This is a genomic window from Glutamicibacter sp. B1, from assembly GCF_039602135.1.
In the GTDB taxonomy this organism is placed as follows: Bacteria; Actinomycetota; Actinomycetes; order Actinomycetales; family Micrococcaceae; genus Glutamicibacter; species Glutamicibacter ectropisis.
In genome coordinates this window covers 3,402,563-3,421,648 of record NZ_CP125942.1, presented here as the reverse complement: position 1 = coordinate 3,421,648, position 19,086 = coordinate 3,402,563, and the positions used below count along the sequence as shown (strand labels likewise).

The following is a 19,086-nucleotide window of genomic DNA, read 5'->3' as shown; positions in this document are numbered from 1 at the left end:
CAAGCTTGTTTAGTGTGAGGCTTGAAACCAGGCCATGCGTTCCGTTTCGACGTAATAACTAGTCAATCGATATTAGAACGGTTTTCATCTGGCATTCAGAATGCTTGATTTGTCCAGTCAGGCCAATTAACAGGTCGCGAACAATTCTGGGGACGAAAGCTGTTTCTGCAATCTTCCGCCAACGGCAGGGATCTCCTAGACGCTAGCCCCACGAAGAGAGTCCATGAGAAGCGTCAAGCCGCGATTCCATCAAAAGCTTTGGCTCAACCTGTGTCCAATAGTATTGCCCGGTCCCAAACAATATGATGAAGCGACTCTTGGATAAGAGTATCGCAGGATCCCTGGGTTGTCCCTGAGGGAAATTTAACGGAGGAAACCTCATAATGAAAAGCAAGGAACGCAAGGCGCTGACCGCCATGCCTGTAGTGCTTCTGCTAGGTGTGATACTTGCATTGTCCGGTAGTGATGGTGGGCTTACATGGGGTTCGATGCCCCTCTTCGCTCTGGCTGTACTGACGTCCTTCATAGTCCAATGGGTCGCTTTCATACCTTCGTTCCTAGGACAAACAGAGAGATTCTACGACCTGACCGGGACTCTGACCTATACGGCAGTCACATTGCTTTTGCTTCTCTTAGCCCCTGAAGTTCACTCCAGATCACTATTATTGGCGTTTATGGTGTTGGCCTGGACTCTTAGGCTGGGAATCTTCCTCTTCCGCCGTGTTAATAGGGACGGCAAAGATGATCGCTTTGACCAGATCAAACCGTCTTTCATACGGTTCTTCGGTGTCTGGACCATCCAGGGTCTCTGGGTCTCTTTCACTGCTGCTACTGCTTGGGCTGCCATGACCTCGGAACACGCTAGTGAACTGGACGGATTCGCACTGGCTGGGTTCGTCATCTGGGCGATAGGTCTCGGTGTGGAAAGCCTAGCCGATCACCAGAAATCAATTTTCAAACGCGACCCGGAGAATAAAGGGGAATTCATTTCCTCCGGCTTGTGGTCCAAATCCCGTCATCCGAACTATTTCGGAGAGATTCTGCTTTGGATCGGAGTGGCTGTTGTTGCCGCTCCGGCATTGCAGCACTGGCAGTGGGTTGTGATGATTTCACCGGTATTCGTGGCTGTGCTGCTCATCAAGATTAGTGGAGTCCCGCTGCTTGAAGCGAAAGCTGAATCAAAATGGGGCGGTCGCTCCGACTATGAAGCTTACAAGGAAAATACGCCAGTGCTTATCCCCAAGTTCTGGTAGGAAGACGGTTTGCGCAATTATTTGCTGACGCTCCCTAGACTCTGTCATTTCTAGAACTTGCTGTATGTGAAGTCGTCGAGATGCAAAACGAATCTAGAGCAGATAAAAGCGGGCTGCACATAGTCGACGGGGGCAGGTCGCCCTGCATCGTAGGTGACAGCGCGGGCCAGCCTGGCCAGTGCGAATCTGCCAACCGGCCATGCTGGATAGTGAGTGTGCCTGCCACTGCGATGCAGACCCTCGGAAAGTTGTGATGTTTCCGCCGATAAGCGGAGGGCGCGCATGCTTAAACGAAAAAATTCCTCGTAGGTCTCCGTCTACCTACGAGGAATATTTTGGCCGGATACAGCCGCTTATGAGATATCCGCAGGTGTAGAAAATCGTTACCCACAGATTTTTTTAGTCTTCCACGGCCTGGGCTGAGTCATCGTCTGAGGAAGCTTCATCAGTGGCCTTTTCTTGACGAATCACTGCGGCCAGAAGCTTTTCCATTTCCTTTGCAACACCGGCAGCCGAGGCAGGGTTCTGACCGGTGACCAGACGCTCGGATACTTGGATATTTTCTTCAAAATCATCGGCGGCGATATGGTTGGCCCCCTGCTCAACGAGTTTGTCGGCCAATGAGAATGGAATGATCTTGTCCTTGCCGACCGCGACTTCTTCATCGTTGGTAAAGGCAGCAACATCCTTGCCACTCAGCAACTTGATTCCGTGGTGCAGTTCTACATCCAGTAATCCAGCCGGACCGTGGCATACTGCTCCAACTATGCCTCCACTGTTGTAGATGGCCCCGATGAGCTTTTGCAAGTCTTCGTTGTTGGGGAAGTCCCACATGGTGCCATGGCCGCCGACGAGATAGATGGCATCGTACTGGTCCGGATCAACTACCTCGACCCTCGCCGTGTTGTAGAGACCGGCTCGTGTGGTTTCGTCTTGGGTAAATTGCACCTGGATCGGGTCGTCGGTATCGACCGTATCTTGTGGTGGCTGTCCGCCCTTGATAGAGGCGAAGTCGACGAAGTGTCCCGCGTCCCGGAAAACCTTCCAGGGATGAGCTGCTTCCGCGACGTTGTAGCCGGTGGGTTCTCCTCCTGCACCGAGTTCGGAAACGCTGGTCAGGACCATGAGGATTTTCTTCACGTTAAGGGCCTTTCATAATTCTAGATTGCGAGTTTCTTCTTCCCTTGCTGAGAGGGAATCTGTGGGAGGCAATGTGAGTTTTGTTCGGAAATAGTGGTCTCGCGCCATGCCGCGTCCTTGCAAACCACGGCAGAATTGCAGATCTGCTGAAGCATTGACACCCTGCTAAGTTACTAGCGGTAGGATGCGTTGTCGGCCTAGCTGAGCATGGCAACCGACGTTCACGGATTCATCAGCCCAAAGTTGCTTGTAGGCATCTTTGACAATCTCTGTGGCACCCCGCCGGCTATGTCATATTGGCCCATCAGCTCCCTGATCCTTGTCGCTGAAGGAATCATCAATGCTTTCTTTGACTTGTCCGATATTTCCTGAGCCTTGCTCTGGAGGGTGCCTCCATATCCCCTGCTGCTTTCCGCCGATTGGCTGACTAGTACAAATTATTAGGTCAGGGTCGTTTTGGCGGATGTTCCAGATATCTTAGGCTGGAAATCAATGTTCACGTGTTTTCTGGCGAACCGGGCGCCGAGAGCTTGCTCCATCTGAGGAATGAGAACATCCCTTACGAGGCCCATGCCATCCATTGGCCGGGCATCCACGCGCAAAGCGAATCGTGCGTAAAGAATCGGGCTCTTCACTGTTCCATTAATACGTATATCTGCATGGGCAACCTCAGGTGAGCTTTCAGCTGCTTCCCGGGCAGCCAGGGCGACGGTTCCTGAATCAACAGTGGATATGCCAGTGCCTTTATCTGATTGGTAAATGAAGGTCCGTTTACCCGGTTTCTTGGGTAGAGCTGACACCATCACAACGATCAGCATGACCGATATCAGGGCTAGTGCGCCGGCCATGTAAATGCCCAATTCTGGCATTTGTGCAGGAAAGCTATCGACGAGACGTTTCTGGGCAAGTCCGTTCTGAGTTGAATCCCAGCTTAGCCAGGCCACGCAAGCACCCCCTGCCATAAGAAGCAATCCAAGGAGCGCCAGGAAGACCCGTTGCCGAACGCTATTGGGTTTCCACAAATCTACTGCCCTCCTCGGGTAGTTGCTTTGACGCTGACGCTTATCGAATGTGCTAACGGGATGGCCGATAGGGCTTCCTGGACGTTCGCTTGCACCGACTGCGAAATATCTTTGGTTTCATGCACCGGAGTGGAAACGCCGACATGCAGCTTCCTACCCCGCAATATGGGCGAGGAGCCGCCCACCCCATCAGTACGCTCTGCTTCATAACGCGCCAGATTAGCCAAGCCGCGGTTATCCGCAACCCACTCCTCGTGTTCGTGGACAGAATCCCATTCAAGCAGTGCTGTCCTGCGCTTTCCCGGGACCAAAGCGGCAATCAACAGAACCAGACCGATAACGGCGACGCCAATAGCTAAGGCCAGCAAACTGCTATTTTCCCAAACAATATTCTTAGCAGAATCCAGAAATCCGGTTATCCAGCTCGGCCAAGAACCGCTAGATACTCTGATTAGGCAAATCACCAGGAATGTAGTTGAGATGCCTAATAACAACAGGCAGGTACTGAGCAGGGTTGCAGTTCGAGCACTGCGAACATGCCAAAATCTGCTCATCGCAGCCTCCTCTTCTCAGCATTGGTTGAAGCTGCATGAAGCCATGCAACATCGATGTCGACTTGGACGGATGAAGCGCCAAGGAATTGAACGAGCTCATCTGTCACTTGTTGACGTATGGCCTCGCAGGTTTGCTGCAAGCTCAGCGGGTATCGAATGCCGACTTTCAACTCGACTGCTACGGCACCGCCGAGAACCTCTGCTGTAGCAGTAGGTTTCCCTGTAATATCGCGTGGTTTGCCCAATTGCAATAGGCCGCCAGAGCTGGCTCCGACTCCAGGGATCTTGGAGGCCGCTTTTGCCGCAATCTTGGAATAGATCTGGTTATTCACGGTAGTAACACCCACGGTGGCACTATTTGTCGCCATATTGATCACCGCCGACGGCTAATGAACACACGCTCCCAGTCGACGCGGGTCTGCAGGAACCAGCCGACCACACCACCGATGAGCACGAAGAATGCTACGACTATGAACTGGGTGAATGAGCCAAACGCTATGAGCAGTCCGGCTACTAGCCCTATGACTAGTCCCCACCTGAGCTTATCCATGGGTATTCCTTTCGTTGCCCATCGGCAGTGTTGCGGCCTACTTCGAGTTTTCTTACTTTAGGTCTTCTCGCGGCTCGTCGTCTTCGTCATCTTCTGGCAGGTGGACGTCGGTGACATCGACATTCACTTCAATGACTTCCAGTCCTGTAGCACGTTCCACCTGGGAAACAATGTTCGAGCGGATATCCCCGGAGACCTCCACAATAGAGAAACCATAAGAGACGACGATGGAGACGTCGATGGCGGTCTGCTGCTCTCCCTTTTCCACGCTCACTCCGCCGGAGGTGTTCGCCGAGGCACCCGGAATTCGTTCTGCAAGGGAATTGAAAGTTCGCCGTGCTGCATTACCCATTGCGTATACCCCGGGCACTTCGCGTGCTGCAATGCTGGCGATTTTCTGAACGACTCGGTCTTCAATGGTCGTCTTGCCCAGCTCGGTGTGCAATGGACCAGAAGGCTGTTCCGCTGACGCTTCGTGGTTCCCTTGGCGCTTTTCCTGGCGTTCCAGTTCCTCGCCGGTTGGCTTGATGATCTTATCGTTCGACATTGGCTGTGCCATGTTCTTCGCTCCTATATCGAGGGAAACTTTTTCGCTTACACTCATACAGACGAGGTCCGTACCAATATCCTCACACACAAGATAAGTGATCTGCATCACACAAGGGGGTTGTGTGGACGAATTAGAGCGGCTGGCGATCGTGGGCCGATCCCGTGAGGGCGATCCAGAAGCTTTCGGGGTGCTCGTTGCCGAATTAACACCGGGGCTTGGGAGATATTGTCGTTCCTTCTTTGAGAATTGGCAGGACGCGGACGACGCTGTGCAGGAAGTTTGGATCAAAGCGTGGAAGAACCTGCATACGCTCAAGGCTAATGGTGCCTTCAAGACGTGGATTTTCCGGATGGCAAGGAATGTTTGCTTGGATCGAGTTCGTTCTGCTCAAAATCGGGTTCACGTTGTTGATGCTGAAGAATTCTCTGGCCACCCGGCGCCGGAGCATCTTTCACCCGAATACTTGGCCGTACAACGAAGTGAGGTTGACATGGCATGGGGTATCGTCGCTAAGCTTCCTTCGACCTTGAAGCAGGCTTTTGTTCTGGTATGCCTTGAGGGAATGACCTATGAGCAAGCTGCCGCAATCGCCAACACGTCGGAATCAACTATTCGAGGGCGGGTCGCCCGGGCGCGCAAGGCAATTATTGAGGCGGTGTCATGAAAAATCTTCCCTGCGGACGCACGATAGAGGACGTACTTCATAAGCTTGATGACGCACCAGACCTGCATGAGCTCGAATGCCGATGGTGCCATCAAGAACGACGCCGTCTCAAGGACCAAACCGCTACTGTCCTGGATCAGCTTAGAGGCGAAGATCGCTTCGCCGACGGCGCTGACATAACTAGCACTGTTCTGGCCAAGATTTCAAAACTGCGACCTATGCAGAGGACTTGGGAAGCTGCTTCTGGTGACACGGGAGAAATTGTACGTGTCCCAGCGAGCGAGATTATCAGCAGCATTAGGCAGCAGTTCTCGCGATCCCAAACTGCCCAGTTGAACTACACCGAGGTTAAGGCCACGGACACGAAAATACCTCATGTTCAGTGGCTGGTTAGATGCACCGTCAGCATGCTCACCGAAGCTACCGTTCAGCAGATCGAACGGGAGATCCTGGAGCATGTTCAGAGGGGCCTTGGTGCCCAGCTACTCATTGAACGTTTACGAGTGGAGATCACGGTCGAGGATGTTCATGGAGAAATTCTCGGTTATTCGGAGATCGGAGCCTGATTGTTTCGATCCAAGAGTAGCCGTTACATTCGAAAGGTTCACTCCTAAGCGTTGCGTCTCAGCGCCCGATAAACGGTGCTGCGGCTGACACCCAGAACTTCACCAATTTGCGCGACCGTCATGTCCTTCTGCTCATACAGACTCTTCGCGGGACGCAGCTTGTCGGGGGAGAGGGAGGAGGGGCGGCCGCCGGTACGTCCACGGGCACGTGCCGCAGCTAAGCCGGCATTGGTGCGTTCACGGATGAGGTCTCGCTCAAATTCCGCCAAGGAAGCAAAGATGTTGAACACGAGCCGGCCACCGGAAGAACTGGTATCGATATTCTCCTACAGGGACTTGAACTCAATGCCTTGTTGCTGCAAGGCGTCCGTGTGGTTAATCAGGTGACGGATGGACCGGCCGAGTCGGTCCAGGCGCCAGACTACGAGAGTGTCTCCGGGGCGAACCTGGTCCAGGAGCTTATCAAGCTCTGGACGTGACTCAAGAGCGCCGGAGGCAGTGTCTGTAAAGATGCGATAGCAGCCGTCGTTAGTCAATGCATCGAGCTGAAGTTGCGCATCTTGGTCGCCGGTGGAAACTCTGGCGTATCCGAGGAGGTGTCCCATGACTCTAGATGTATCAATACTCGTGGCGCGGCCACTATTCCGACGCATAGTTTGTGACACTGGGTTTTGCGACCAAACGAACTTAAAAATCTACTGAGTTTTCCACTGTCAAGGATCTTCAACACAGAAAGCAAGATGGTGTGTCATAAACGAATGATTGTGATACTCGATCGAGACGTCTTGAACTTAGAGTTGCAAAGTTCAAGATTTCTCTGTCTGACTTTGGGAACGCTAGGGTTAGAGTCCCTTTAGCCACTTATCCATCTCGGAATTAATCGGATCGCCGTCATATCTCGCCGAGGCTTCGATGTCCTTTACCGACAATAGTGATTTACGGTGTTCGTCTAGATTCGTGTGGATATTTTTGCTCGGAAAGAAGGGTTTTGCCCCTTCCTTGCCCGCCTCCTGAGCTAGGTAAGGCTCGCGGCTCATATCCTATTTGAGTCTCTGGGATTTTGTGGGCGAATCAGGTTACCCTCATGACCATGGTTGATTTACCTAATATTGCGCCGTATGGTTCGGCGGCAGACCTTCCTTCTTTCAAAGAGTCGGAACAGCTTATTGCGGGATTTAAGCTAATGGGCTTACTGCTTCCGAAGGAACAACGAAATCAGATCAAGGAACTGCAGGCTGAACAGCAACGGACGGTCGGCATTGTCGATGCTTTCTATGCTCTCCTTGGCAAACGGAACTGGGTGTTTACAGGTGACTTCAATCTGCCAGCTATCGAGCATGTCATCGACACTGAAGATCCTTCAACTGCCGAATGTCGGCTTATCGAGTACTTTAAGAGCCCCGATAGGATCAAATTGTCACTCCGTCGTCTACATCGCTTTGATGCCATGCGCCCACGCCTACCGTTGCTTCAGAAGGCGCTAGCTGACTACCAGGAGCACCGCTACTACAGTACCGTGCTTGTCTTGCTAGCGATGATGGATGGGTTCGTGAACGACCTTGAAAAATCTTCGAGTCAAGGGCTACATGCGCGTCCTGTCGAGGAAATGGTGGCTTGGGACAGCGTGGTTGGCCATCATATGGGTCTTAGCCACGCACATCAGACATTCCGTAAGGGGTTCAGAAGAACTGATACGTCAGAAGTAACCGAACTGTTCCGCAATGGGATCATGCACGGCATGCTTACTGATTACGACAACGAAGTGGTCGCAACGAAAGCTTGGAACCGTCTATTCGCAGTCGCAGACTGGGCCGAAGCGCGCGATCGTCAGGCTAAACCGTTCGTACCAGCGCCGACGCTGCGAGAAGTAGTTTCACAATGGAGCGTTGCTCGAGAGCAAAAAGTCAAGATCGAGATGTGGGAGCCCTGCGAATATGAAGCAGAGCAATTGAACGAGACCTCGTCTAATGTTGTTGCGGTGTGCACGGAGTTCTTGGACCGGTGGACAAAGAAGCATTGGGGACCGCTTGGTTCGTTCTTTCTGGAACCTGGAAGTATTCGCTCGTCCGTAGGAAAACTTGCAGTCGAAGCCAAAAGCCTTTATCAGTCATTAGAGCTCACCTCGTGGCGGATACTTCGAGTCCGTCACGTAGCAGCCGCCGTTGCGCACACCGATGTTGAACTCATTGTGAACGGCGAGACTTATCGAACCGATCTCCGTTGGGTACACACTGACGATACAGGGCATGCAACGGCTGAATGGGAGCAAGGACGCTGGACTCTATCCCTGTATGGCCCCTCTCATTTTTTGAAGCCTCAGTAAACGAAACCACTTAGATTTAGGGTTCTGATCGAGCAAATCGCGTCATACGATCAAAATTAGACTCAGAGAAACCTATGGGGCGATGAAGATTTGAGCAAGAATCGTCCGCCTCGACGCTATGAGCTACAAGAACTAAGGAAATGCATGGTGGGGAACGGAAGACGAACTCGCAAACAACAGGCGCGGTCTGAACCGGCACAACGGCAATCGCTGTCGACGCGAATCGCATACAAAGATGAGCAAGAAGTGATCGACCAAACGGCAGCGGTCCGTGACACGAACATCTATTTCTATCCGAGCGAGAGTGAGCTGGGGAGGCGTGTGCTATTAGCACTTCGCGATGGCTCCTTTAAGAAGCGCGAGCGTCCAGACTTCGAGTGCACCAGTCCGGAAGCATTGTTCTTGCTGGAAGAGATGAAAGTCGATGATCATGTGCGTACGGGCAAAAGACGGAAAGACAGATCTCGAAGCAATGAGGCCGAATTCGTCGCGGAGCTTCAGGAGTCAGGGTTGCTCGAAATATTCCCTAATGCACGGATCGTCACTAACGTCAGCAGCGGGCTCGGAACTGATCGAGACCATAACTACAGTTCCTACGTAGAGCACTTCGCACGTAATATACGAAAACATGCGCGGAACAATGCGCATTACCGCGCCCAACTCGCTGGTGCCTCATTGGGATATTTAGTGTTTGACGAGTCAAGCGCTTACTTCGAGTCACGGTCAGAGGGATCGGCATTCGGCTTAGGGATGGTCGGCCGACCTCACAATTGGTATTGCGATCAGGCTTTCATGAGCATCATTCTAGAATCGGGTGCCGATTTCATCGTATGGATGACTCCATACAAGTTAATGAGGAGCCAAGAACTTGGATATATGCGGCTTCCGGAAATGACGATTATTGATGTTGGATTACTGAGGATCGACGAGTTCGACACCTACGATCTTGAGCGAATGAAATCAACTGAAAACTAGTTACCCTACATGCTGTTCGACTAGGACTTGCGGAGGTGCCTTACCAATGGATTATCGAGGGGACCGCGAGTGCGCATGTTCTTACAATACAACAGCCTTCACTTTACATAACGGAGGTTATCGGCGAACGAATTCCGTCCAAAGAAGCGGTCGCAGAGGTAGATAAGATCAGCAAAATAGCATGTCAGTAATGATATTAGTGAACACAGTTTTCGATCTAGAGATCTTCCTGGCAAGAGCGCATTTAGATGGATATAGTTCTCTAAAGGCCGTTGCAAGGACAGCCTATTAGCTGTTTTTCCTGGCACGAACGCGACTCTGATATTTCTGCTGATACATTAAAGCATCAGCCGCGGCAATGCACTGATCAATGTTGGTACTACCTGGCTGAGCTGAATAGAATCCCATGGCTGCAGGAATCCCTGCCTCTTCTAAGGACTCTTTGAATACTGAGAAATAAGCCTCTGTCTGGGATGGAGCTACTCCGTTGGCCAAAATCATGAACTCATCACCCCCATATCGAGCGACGCGGCAGGACTCACTGCTTTTGCCTCTCAGGATCTCACCAGTGCGCCGCAACAATAAATCTCCAGCTGCATGACCTTGGCTGTCATTGACCTGCTTAAGTCCGTTGAGGTCTATCACAGCAACCGAGACGGAATCGCCAAAAGCGTCGAGTCGTTCTTGCGCATCACTGACGATCTTATCCCAGCCGCGTCGGTTCAACAGACCAGTCAAAGCATCTGTTTGCGCCAAGGCATCGGATAGCTCACAATTTCGCCGTTCTCTATCAGCTACTCTTGCTAACTTCAATTGGGCAGATAGAAGTGAACTGATGAGGGCAACGAGTTCTTCATCTATTTTCTCTCCTTCAGTGAGTGGATCGGTGCGCACCCCGCACAGGACACCAAACATCTCATCCCGGTCATCATTGATGGTGTACCCGGCATAGGCCCCCACCTCGGCTGAAAATCGCATACCCGAATAGTCAGGATCTAGCTGCGTATTGTCCACAATATGAGCAGCTCCATTGGCCATCCGACTGCATAAAGATTCCTCCCACTCAACACGTAGACCAGGTTTGAGCAACTGATCCTGCTGCACATGCAAGTGGACCTGCTCTCCATCGATCACACGAGAAACTGACCAATCTGTCAGCGGAGTATGCTTTTTAAGGTAAGAAATAGCCTGTTCGGCCGAATCGGTGAATATCTGAGCACCGTTAAATACCTGCGCATCTTTCGCCATGCGTGTCATCTTAGGCTTTAACCTCCATACGGCTCAGGCGACAATACCCTCAGAGCACCATTCGAAATTAATCAAACATAAATCCTCAACGAGAACAGCGATCTGGTGTGGAACTATTTCCTGCTGAACAGCATAACAACCATCAGTTGCTGAATTGATATCTAAGCTCAGGATAAAATTCGTCTCGATACTCGCGTCGTAGCATTTGAGAAAAATTGAAAACTAAATTATCCGGCATCACGAATATCGGATATTGGTTGACTTCGTCAGTAAGCAGGAATGGCGGAGACGTCGATTCTGCATGGTACGCGGACTCCGCCGTCGACTATGTACAGCTATGTCCATCATTTGAGGTTCTGAGCGGTGTTCGCTTTGTGCTTAGGTCCGCGCTTGCTCATCCTCGCAGCAATTTGTCCGACCTGGGAACTAACAACGAGCTGGTCGCAGATGAAGATCCGATTAGATTACTCCTTTAGAAATGCGATGGCATCATCAAATCTAGTGACGTACTTCGCGATTTTAGTGGTGGAGAGATCAGCCATCAGAAAGCCAGAAAGCACTTGGTCGACATGGCTGTTCCCGAAGAGCGCCAATCGAGTCGATTCTGGTGCCTTACTTAGGTGCGCAGCCACATCAGGGCACACGTCTACCAATCCACTTAGATGCACGATTACGCGGATGCGGTCATTTTCATTTTGCCTACAATATTGACTACCGATTTCATCGAGCAAGAAGCGATTGAGTGTGGTACCTTGAGTGAACTTAATTTCATAAAACGCTGAGTCCCCGTGAGACATTGTCCAATGAGGGTCTACTGTCGGCGCTGACGGTGAATCTGGCAGGTTGATGGTCATTGGTCCCCAAATCCTGATCGCTGAAATCACCGAGGGAGCTTGCGCTCGAACCTGAGGCGAATGTCACTTTGTATTTCTGGACACAGCCTACCCTATGATTAGGGAACTTATCAGGACCTGTTCAAGGGTGGGATGTAAAGGTCTGGTTTTCCATATAGATAGCCTTGGAAATAAGTGGCTCCAATATCACGCAGTGCAGCTTCCTGCCCCTGGGTTTCCACGCCTTCCACAATGCAATCTAATTCGCAAGCTCGTCCCAAATCCAGCACAGAACGCAATATCGACTGTTGCATCGCACTGGTATCTATTTCGGTTATTAGAGAACGGTCAATCTTCACTCCCGAGATCGGGAGCTTATCAAGATAACCGAAGGCGGAGTATCCGGCCCCGAAATCGTCAATGTAGATTCTAACGCCCATGCTCTTGAGCCCTCTGAGTGAATATAATTCAAGGTTTCCACCTGAAATGTATTCGTTCTCGGTGAGCTCAATGGCTAGTGAAGAGGCGGGTATCTGATAGTCGCGCAACTGACTTTTCACGAAGTCTGGAAATGCCAGATTACTCAGTTCTGAAGGGGTGACATTTATATGCATGCGGAATTCTTCAGTGACACTTCGGTTGGCTCGCCACTGAGCCAGATCGGCAAGAGCTCCAGAAAGGATCCGCGCAGTCAAGCTATGGTCCAACCCCGCGCTAGTTGCTAATGGCAGAAAATCACTTGGTGGCAGAATTCCTAAACTCGGGTGAGCCCATCGAGCTAATGCTTCTACGCCTACGTGCTCACCGGTGGCCGAACTAACGATGGGTTGGTAGATCGGATAGATCTCTTTTCGTTCTAGAGCTATGCGCAACTCGGAACTGAGCCTAGCTTTATGTTGTCGTTCATAGAGCATGTACTTTTCGAACCGTTGAACTTTAGTGACATTACCGCGTTTGGCGACGTACATCGCTGTATCGGCTTGTTCTATCCATTGTTCGGAGTGCTGGGATGGTGTGCTTGCACTGAAACCGATACTTCCACCAGGTGTGATGACCGATGAACCGATGTTCATTGGCTCATGCAGGGCGTTGAGGATACGCTGTCCCATCGATTCCGCTACGGCGATGTCAGTGTGTGCCAGGATAGCAAATTCGTCGCCACCTAAACGTGCCGCGACATCTCCTGGGCGAATATTCTCCTTCAAGCGCCGAGCGACTTCCTTGAGAACTAAGTCGCCGGCATTATGACCCTGGGTGTCATTGATGTGTTTAAAGGAATCGAGATCCAATAGAAAGAGGACCGCTGACGGCTCCCCGCGACCTAGGGCAACTAAGTGCGCATCAAGTTTACGCAGAATTGCAGCGCGATTATCTAGTCCGGTTAATGCATCGGTAAATGCGAGAACCTCAAGGTCGCGTCGTGCCTCTTCCAATAAGCCAGTTCGTTGCCGGACCCGCTGTTCTAAAGCCTCATAGGTTGCTTCCAGCCTTAACGACATAGCCTTAATACCGACGATAATTGCATCCACCTCGTCACGTAATGGACTGGGAGATAGTGAGACAGAAAAGTCGCCAGCGGAGATCTTGACTATTGAATCAACGATCTCTTGGATGCGTGGATCAGAATCCGCCAGTGACATTCTCTCTCGATTCATCATTCTTCTCTTGGACAATTTTTTCGATGAACTTCTGTTTTTCGTCAGCAAGCTCTGATTGATCCGTGAGGGCCAGTAATTCGGACCACCACTGGTACAACGGGATGAGGTGTTCAGGAGCCCCCGAATAGTCAGCACAAAATTCTTCGAGCATCTTCAATCCTCGAATAGGGTCTCCACCTAAAGCTATGAACCGGGACTTAGTCATGCACAATCCCACCTGGTCCAAGTCGCCGGGCTGCACCAGCCCGAAAGCAATCTCGGCACGACTAAGGCAATCGCTGGTGGAGGGTTCGAACAGACCCGCTTGCAATCTGAGCTCTGTCGAAGCTCTATTGAAACGTGCCCAAAGCAGCATGTCTTTCGTCGGGCTGAGCAATGTCGCCGCACGATCATGATAACGCATGCCCAGAATGGGCTCTGAAACCAAGAACGCCAGATTTCCCAACGTCCAGTAAGCCTTACCCTGTTCATGTAGATCAGCGATCAGGTGAAGCGAGCTATCTAGTAAATTGTGCAGTTTCCACGCCTCATGTAGCTGGCCAGTTTCTACTAGGGCGGCCAGAAGGACTTGGAGAACCTGAACGCGCAATGGGAAACTATCGGGAAAATTCGCTGCTTGTGCACGCGCTGCTTCCGCTATGTCTAGCGCCGCATCTCCATCGCCTAAGCATCTTTTAGCCGTCGAAGATTTACACAAAGCCATGATATGCAGATCAGGGCGGTCCATGAGATTTGCGGTATGTAGCAACTCTTCAGCGATGGTATTCATCAGTTCGTAGTTGTCTGTCTCATGCGCGGCAGAACAGATAGCCTCCTGTACAAGCCATATTGTTGAAGGATCCGTGTTTGGCGACATCTGGGTAAGCATAGTCCTGCCGAGAGTAATCACCGCATCATGGTCTTTGAGTCGTACGTTACTCAGCAGCTTAGAGACCATCAATTGGAAAGAGGCTGCAGGGAGTATTGGGTTCATGTAAGTAGTATTCCATTGCCGACCCAAGCAGTTGTCGGGAGTCGGGGCATTCACTAAGATTAGGCACGACGCTCGCTATGTTCTCAAGGCGTCGTGCCGCATTGAAGCTTTTAACATTGAAGGACGCACACCCATGATGATTAAGTTTAAGAAGCTACTAGTTTTAGCGGTAGCAGCCGTGGCGTTGTTGGTTGGTGTTACCGTCAATTCTCCAACACAAAGTGATACTGATGCCGGTGGATTGTGGCCTTATAAAGCCTCCGTTACAAATCCAGCTGGTGGGCTCTGGCCATACTAAGAGTGATTTGATCCCCGGTAAGCGATGAACCTTGTCCAGTAACATCAGCAACCGGGAGGCAAATCTCCGCGTCGATGTGGCTACCGATTAAAGTCCGTAGGAAACTGCTCCCTGAAAGTTGAACTCTACAAGTCAACAACTTTCAGGGAGCATTTTCATGCGTGCACCAAGCACACTATCCGAGTATCAACTCTCAGGGAAAGCTCTTTGTGCGCACAAATTAAACTCTCAGCCGTGTTCTCGACGATCCCTACAATAGCAATGAAGCGACTGGACAGCTGACTTGACGCAATAGCTGCACCGCAGGTTCTTCTCGACGCAAAATGGTATTAGTTGGCAGTCACTACGCTGCTCTTCGTTGTGTAGCCCTTCTTTATTGCGCTCACCTTGACTGTCAGCTTCTTGCCTTTGTCAGCTTTAGTAACCCTGTAGCCGCTCTTGGTTGCACCTTTGATGTTCTTGCCGGAGCGTTGCCACTGGTACGTCACTTTCTCAGCAATGGGGCTATAGGCGCCGGATGACGCTTTTACGGTTTTCCCCACGATCTTTTTTCCTGAGAGAGTCGGTTTCTTACTCACCTTTAGCGTTCCCGGTGCCACTGTCTTGGTCGCTGTACTTTGAGTGACCACGGTGTTGTAATAACGGTGGGTGAACTGTGTTTTTACGCTGATCTTCTTCCCCAGGTCGGCGGGAACAAGAGTATAGGTGCTGCGGTTCTGCTGGAAAATTTCCTTTCCGTTGCGCAGCCAGATGTAAGTAAGTTTCGCATCCTGCTTGGATACCGTTCCCGGTTTGGCCGTCAGCTTCGACCCCACCCTAACGGATCCAGAGATGGTCGGTTTCCCGGATTTCAGATTGCCATGATCGATCTTTACGGATTTGGAGATCAGCTCGACCGGCTCCGCATGTGCGCCAACGAAAGTTACGACGGCGTGGACCCGCTTCAAGTTCAAAGAATCATCTGGGATGAAGGTGGGACCAGTCGCGCCCTTGATCGCAGTAGTGTCGTCTTTGAACCACTGATACGTCTTCTGGGCATGGGAGAACACGGTGGGATCCAACGCAACACTGAGTTTCTCCGTCACGAATCCGGTGCCGGTCAGCTTGGCAGCGGGGTGAGCGGACTCAGAGGCCGGGATCTGTAGGTCGTACTCGGTGGACAAGGTAGCGGTAGGGACGTAGACAATCTTCTTGTCCCAAGAAGTTTTCTCAACGCTGCTGTACTTTGCGGTGATCTTCTTCCCGGCATCAGCGGGGGTCAGCTTATAAGTGAGCCCGGTAGCCCCAGGGACCGCGACAGCATCGCGGAACCACTGGAAGTTCTTTTGCGCATAAGAGCCCCAAGGTATTTCCAATTCGTCACCGACGATAGCGAAAGGAGAGTCGGAATTGCCCTTTCGTGCTGTGCGGTAGTTGACTCTCAACGGGCTTGACTTCGCGGTATCAAATACGTCGGTGACCAAAACAACGTATATATCAGAAGAGATCAGGGAGGAACCCGTGGTTGCATCGGAAGTTGCGACCATGACGTTGCTGCCAGCCACCATGGGCAGCACGGATGTGGCAGTAAGTTTCGTGTAAACAGGCTGTGGATCAGCGGCCCCTGAAGGCCGATGCGGAACAAGGGCTCGGCCGTCCACACCAACAATTGGTGCGAAGGCTAGCGTTTTGCCCACCCAGCCCTTGGAAAGCGAATGCGTCTCATTGGCTTTGAACTCTTCAAGCAGAGGCATAGCTGCCACCCACGAGTAATCCGTGAGGCCCGCGTCTTGCACGGTCAGACTGGTTAGCTTTGTCATCTTGGTCAGAGCAGTCCGCGTGGCCTCAGTGACACCGGACGCTGGCAGGAAGGTGACCCACAGCTTCTTCAGGTTGGGCAACTGAGCCGCTGCCGCAACCGCCTCGTTGGTGGCACCGTAGATTTCCACAGAAATCAGCTGTTGCATGTCCTTCAGACGCTCCAGCCCCGCTATGGTTGATTCGTCCTGGTTCAGAATCCTCAGCTCGGTCACCGTGGTGGGAACATCCAGATCCGCCAATGATTCAACCTCAGAGCATTCCATATGGAACGGGCGATCTTCTTCATCGCTCCATGACCAGCAACTGTGCGGTGGGGCTGCCTGAGCAGCCGGCGTGAGGCCGCCGACAACGAGAGCCAGGGCAGCGCTGATGGCTAGTGTTGTGCGGTGAAAGTTCATGTGCCCCTCGGGATGCTTAGATTTGAGAACTGGGTAAATCTTTGCACAGCTTTTCGGATCAGAGTATTCGCGGGCGAACATCGCCTCAGAATACGAGCACATTCGACGGTTAGACTAAAAATCCGCCGAGTATCAGCGATACCATGGCGCGCTTCAGCCGCCCAGGGTCGGGGATCGATGCGAGACGTTACCTGAAAGTTCATTATGTGCGGTGAAAGCAAATAAAGTCTTTTCTACTTTACATAAGACAGGTTATCGGCCTCTAAGCCAGGTAGCGGAGGTGCCGCCAAGCGCAACGAGCGAGCCTGTAAACTCGCGCGTGATTGGAATTCTAGGTAGAAATCTATATAGTTTTTTGTATGACTACTCTGAGTATCACTGAAGCTTCGCGCTCCGGCCTTTCTGCGTTGGTGGCAGCAGCTGAAGAAGGCCACGATACGGCGTTGTCGCGCCACGGTAAGGTCGTAGCCGAAGTGGTGTCAGCCCAGGAAATCGCTCGGCTGCGCCAGGACCGGGAGACACTTCGCGATGCCGCATTGGTCATGGCACGCTTCGCCACAGACAGCGGCGTACGCACGACCCTTGACGAAGCCATGGAATTCTTCAACTTAGACCGCGCAGAGCTTGAAGCCGAAAATGCCGAAGAAGCTAAGTCAGCGGATTCGTGAATCCATCTGAAGACCGGTTGTGCATTGTTCGGCTGACTGAAGACGCAGTGTCCGATCTGCATCGTCTTCACAAGAAAGACCCCCAGATCGTCCGTGCAGTGTTCAAGAAAATACTGCTTCTGGAAAAGTCACCCGAAGCCGGCGAACCCCTACTTGGGGCGCTGGTTGGTTTTCGGAAGCTAGTTGTCGGTGACCGGGATTGGCGCATCGTTTGGCGCATCACCGAGGACGCCTGCGGGATGCCTATCCTTGACATCTCCGAAATCTGGGCAGTAGGCGCTCGTTCAGATGGCGAAGTCTACGATGAGCTCACTTCACGGGTTACGCGCATGGGCAATAACCCCAAGATTCGGCCTTTGAAGGATGTCATCATCCAAATGGGCCGGCTCTACGATTCGGTTGAGGCAACAGCAGAGCCAGACCACACGTCGGCCCTTCCCGAATGGATGATCAGTGCAGTAAAAGATCAGCTGCACCTGTCTGATCAGGAAATCTCGGAGCTCAGCGAACAGCAAGGCCAAGAACTGCTTATGGCGTACTGGTCTCGCGCATCCGAAAACTAAATCTCCTGCGACCACCTCGGGGTAGAACAGTCGCGTCCACTCAACTACCGTGCTCGGCACTTCAGATCCATTGCCATGGATGGAATCTATGCACCCCCTGCTCTTTTATATGTCCTGTGAGCTCATTAGTGACAGGTGCAGCAGGAGCCTTGTTTCCCTATATGAGTTCAGTGGCCCTCCAGCTATAGCTGGAGGGCCACTGGCGGCTATGCATTATTCATAGAACTGTTCAGTAGCTCTGTTTGTGTTTGAAGCTGGGTGGCCGCTTGCTCGAGCGGCCCCGTGACGATGTTCTGCAGTATCTCGGCAAATCCGGTATCGAAACTAGCATCGGGGCTAATAGCAACCTCAGGGTAGTCCGCAAGCTCATGTTGAAGTTCTTGCAATGTCTGGATCGAAGCATCCAAAACTGATTTCAGCATCCGATCTTCGGCATGCTCAAGATGCACTAGGTCCAAGACATACAACGAAGACACCGCGAGAGAAGCTGCCAGCCTTTCGGCACCTTCCAGCGTTGAAGTCCAAGCGGTGATGAACTCATCAGCAACCTCGGGGTGTTCTCCCGCCACGTTGCGAAGGACATCCACGACTCCCGAAACTGGCTGCCTTGAGGCCACTTGCACTGCAGCGCTTACCTCTGCAGGATGTCCGGCAAGACCTTCCCCAGCGCCGCAGCCATGGCCTCCTACGCCGGCTTGGCACCAACCACGCGTCAATCAGGCACCTCAATCAAGTCCGAACGGGTCATCCATTCAGGGAACAAACGCTTCAAACGAGCTCACTTCCTCTCAGCGTTCGCGTCCATCCGCTTTGATCCGACCAGTCGGAACTACTATGACCGGAAACGGGCCCAGGGGAAACGCCATAACCAAGCACTCATCGCGCTAGCGCACCGTCGCCTCACAGTCATGTTTGCCATGATTCGGGACGGCTCACTTTATGACGTTCCGGAGCCGAAAATTGCTTGACAAAAAACATAGGGGCAACCCCTGTGTACAGGCTGAAGCCTGGAGCTTCAGTTTGCTCACTCAACGTTTTTTAGACGTGTAG

At 51.9% G+C, this 19,086-nt stretch carries 20 protein-coding genes and 2 pseudogenes; 9 read left to right on the top strand and 13 right to left on the bottom strand.

Annotated features, from left to right (window positions below):
• The first annotated feature begins 383 nt into the window (after nt 1-383).
• A complete protein-coding gene (locus QMQ05_RS16085; RefSeq protein WP_345471686.1) occupies nt 384-1,253 on the top strand; it encodes a DUF1295 domain-containing protein in 870 nt (289 codons plus the stop codon).
• A 399-nt stretch (nt 1,254-1,652) separates the two neighbouring features.
• On the opposite strand, the gene QMQ05_RS16080 is transcribed toward QMQ05_RS16085, so the two are convergent.
• The 6 genes from QMQ05_RS16080 to QMQ05_RS16055 all read right to left on the bottom strand — a co-directional run bounded on the left by QMQ05_RS16080 (nt 1,653) and on the right by QMQ05_RS16055 (nt 5,078).
• Nucleotides 1,653-2,393, bottom strand: a complete 741-nt coding sequence (locus QMQ05_RS16080; protein ID WP_345471684.1) for a type 1 glutamine amidotransferase domain-containing protein — start codon at nt 2,391-2,393, stop codon at nt 1,653-1,655.
• A 440-nt stretch (nt 2,394-2,833) separates the two neighbouring features.
• Entirely contained in the window at nt 2,834-3,337 is a 504-nt protein-coding gene (locus QMQ05_RS16075; RefSeq protein WP_345471682.1) for a hypothetical protein, read from the bottom strand.
• Between the two features lie 80 nt (nt 3,338-3,417).
• Nucleotides 3,418-3,969, bottom strand: coding sequence for a DUF6286 domain-containing protein (locus QMQ05_RS16070; protein WP_345471680.1), 552 nt, complete (start codon nt 3,967-3,969; stop codon nt 3,418-3,420).
• Entirely contained in the window at nt 3,966-4,337 is a 372-nt protein-coding gene (locus QMQ05_RS16065; protein ID WP_345471678.1) for an Asp23/Gls24 family envelope stress response protein, read from the bottom strand. Before QMQ05_RS16065 ends, QMQ05_RS16070 begins: the two co-directional genes overlap by 4 nt.
• A gap of 5 nt (nt 4,338-4,342) precedes the next feature.
• Nucleotides 4,343-4,519 carry a hypothetical protein gene (locus QMQ05_RS16060; protein ID WP_345471676.1) on the bottom strand — a complete coding sequence of 59 codons (177 nt, stop codon included), beginning with the start codon at nt 4,517-4,519 and terminating at the stop codon, nt 4,343-4,345.
• 52 nt (nt 4,520-4,571) lie between these two features.
• Nucleotides 4,572-5,078 (bottom strand): Asp23/Gls24 family envelope stress response protein, encoded by a 507-nt coding sequence (locus QMQ05_RS16055; protein ID WP_345471674.1) that lies wholly within the window; start codon nt 5,076-5,078, stop codon nt 4,572-4,574.
• A gap of 112 nt (nt 5,079-5,190) precedes the next feature.
• Here QMQ05_RS16055 and QMQ05_RS16050 point away from each other — a divergent pair, with 112 nt between their 5' ends.
• Both QMQ05_RS16050 and QMQ05_RS16045 read left to right on the top strand, forming a co-directional pair.
• Nucleotides 5,191-5,733, top strand: a complete 543-nt coding sequence (locus QMQ05_RS16050; RefSeq protein WP_345471672.1) for an RNA polymerase sigma factor — start codon at nt 5,191-5,193, stop codon at nt 5,731-5,733.
• A complete protein-coding gene (locus QMQ05_RS16045; protein ID WP_345471670.1) occupies nt 5,730-6,299 on the top strand; it encodes a hypothetical protein in 570 nt (189 codons plus the stop codon). The genes QMQ05_RS16050 and QMQ05_RS16045 overlap by 4 nt, the downstream gene beginning before the upstream one ends.
• Before the next feature lie 44 nt (nt 6,300-6,343).
• On the opposite strand, the pseudogene QMQ05_RS16040 reads toward QMQ05_RS16045, so the two are convergent.
• Nucleotides 6,344-6,904, bottom strand: a pseudogene (locus tag QMQ05_RS16040) (recombinase family protein).
• Nucleotides 6,905-7,383: 479 nt separating this feature from the next.
• Between QMQ05_RS16040 and QMQ05_RS16035 the strand changes: the two are divergent.
• Entirely contained in the window at nt 7,384-8,622 is a 1,239-nt protein-coding gene (locus QMQ05_RS16035; protein WP_345471668.1) for a hypothetical protein, read from the top strand.
• Nucleotides 8,623-8,766: 144 nt separating this feature from the next.
• On the top strand, nt 8,767-9,597 hold the full coding sequence (locus QMQ05_RS16030; protein WP_345471666.1) for a hypothetical protein: 831 nt from the start codon (nt 8,767-8,769) through the stop codon (nt 9,595-9,597).
• A gap of 288 nt (nt 9,598-9,885) precedes the next feature.
• Here QMQ05_RS16030 and QMQ05_RS16025 read toward each other — a convergent pair whose 3' ends face one another.
• From QMQ05_RS16025 to QMQ05_RS16010, 4 genes are all read right to left on the bottom strand, one after another.
• Nucleotides 9,886-10,845 (bottom strand): GGDEF domain-containing protein, encoded by a 960-nt coding sequence (locus QMQ05_RS16025; protein ID WP_345471664.1) that lies wholly within the window; start codon nt 10,843-10,845, stop codon nt 9,886-9,888.
• 464 nt (nt 10,846-11,309) lie between these two features.
• Nucleotides 11,310-11,699 (bottom strand): hypothetical protein, encoded by a 390-nt coding sequence (locus QMQ05_RS16020; protein ID WP_345471662.1) that lies wholly within the window; start codon nt 11,697-11,699, stop codon nt 11,310-11,312.
• A gap of 110 nt (nt 11,700-11,809) precedes the next feature.
• Nucleotides 11,810-13,384 (bottom strand): bifunctional diguanylate cyclase/phosphodiesterase, encoded by a 1,575-nt coding sequence (locus QMQ05_RS16015; protein WP_345471660.1) that lies wholly within the window; start codon nt 13,382-13,384, stop codon nt 11,810-11,812.
• Entirely contained in the window at nt 13,299-14,309 is a 1,011-nt protein-coding gene (locus QMQ05_RS16010) for a hypothetical protein (protein ID WP_345471658.1), read from the bottom strand. Before QMQ05_RS16010 ends, QMQ05_RS16015 begins: the two co-directional genes overlap by 86 nt.
• A gap of 133 nt (nt 14,310-14,442) precedes the next feature.
• Here QMQ05_RS16010 and QMQ05_RS16005 point away from each other — a divergent pair, with 133 nt between their 5' ends.
• Nucleotides 14,443-14,607, top strand: coding sequence for a hypothetical protein (locus tag QMQ05_RS16005; RefSeq protein ID WP_162989161.1), 165 nt, complete (start codon nt 14,443-14,445; stop codon nt 14,605-14,607).
• A gap of 329 nt (nt 14,608-14,936) precedes the next feature.
• Here the strand turns inward: QMQ05_RS16005 and QMQ05_RS16000 are convergent, their stop codons facing one another.
• Nucleotides 14,937-16,805: a hypothetical protein gene (locus QMQ05_RS16000; protein WP_345471653.1), complete on the bottom strand. Its 1,869-nt coding sequence runs from the start codon at nt 16,803-16,805 to the stop codon at nt 14,937-14,939.
• 359 nt (nt 16,806-17,164) lie between these two features.
• On the opposite strand from QMQ05_RS16000, the gene QMQ05_RS15995 reads away from it, so the two are divergent.
• Together QMQ05_RS15995 and QMQ05_RS15990 are read left to right on the top strand one after the other, a co-directional pair.
• Nucleotides 17,165-17,473, top strand: coding sequence for a type II toxin-antitoxin system Phd/YefM family antitoxin (locus QMQ05_RS15995; RefSeq protein WP_345471651.1), 309 nt, complete (start codon nt 17,165-17,167; stop codon nt 17,471-17,473).
• Nucleotides 17,470-18,036: a type II toxin-antitoxin system RelE family toxin gene (locus QMQ05_RS15990; protein ID WP_345471649.1), complete on the top strand. Its 567-nt coding sequence runs from the start codon at nt 17,470-17,472 to the stop codon at nt 18,034-18,036. The genes QMQ05_RS15995 and QMQ05_RS15990 overlap by 4 nt, the downstream gene beginning before the upstream one ends.
• 206 nt (nt 18,037-18,242) lie before the next feature.
• Here the strand turns inward: QMQ05_RS15990 and QMQ05_RS15985 are convergent, their stop codons facing one another.
• On the bottom strand, nt 18,243-18,653 hold the full coding sequence (locus tag QMQ05_RS15985; RefSeq protein ID WP_345471647.1) for a hypothetical protein: 411 nt from the start codon (nt 18,651-18,653) through the stop codon (nt 18,243-18,245).
• 18 nt (nt 18,654-18,671) lie between these two features.
• On the opposite strand from QMQ05_RS15985, the pseudogene QMQ05_RS15980 reads away from it, so the two are divergent.
• Nucleotides 18,672-19,004: pseudogene (locus QMQ05_RS15980) on the top strand (transposase); the annotation flags it as partial.
• Nucleotides 19,005-19,086 lie beyond the last annotated feature (82 nt).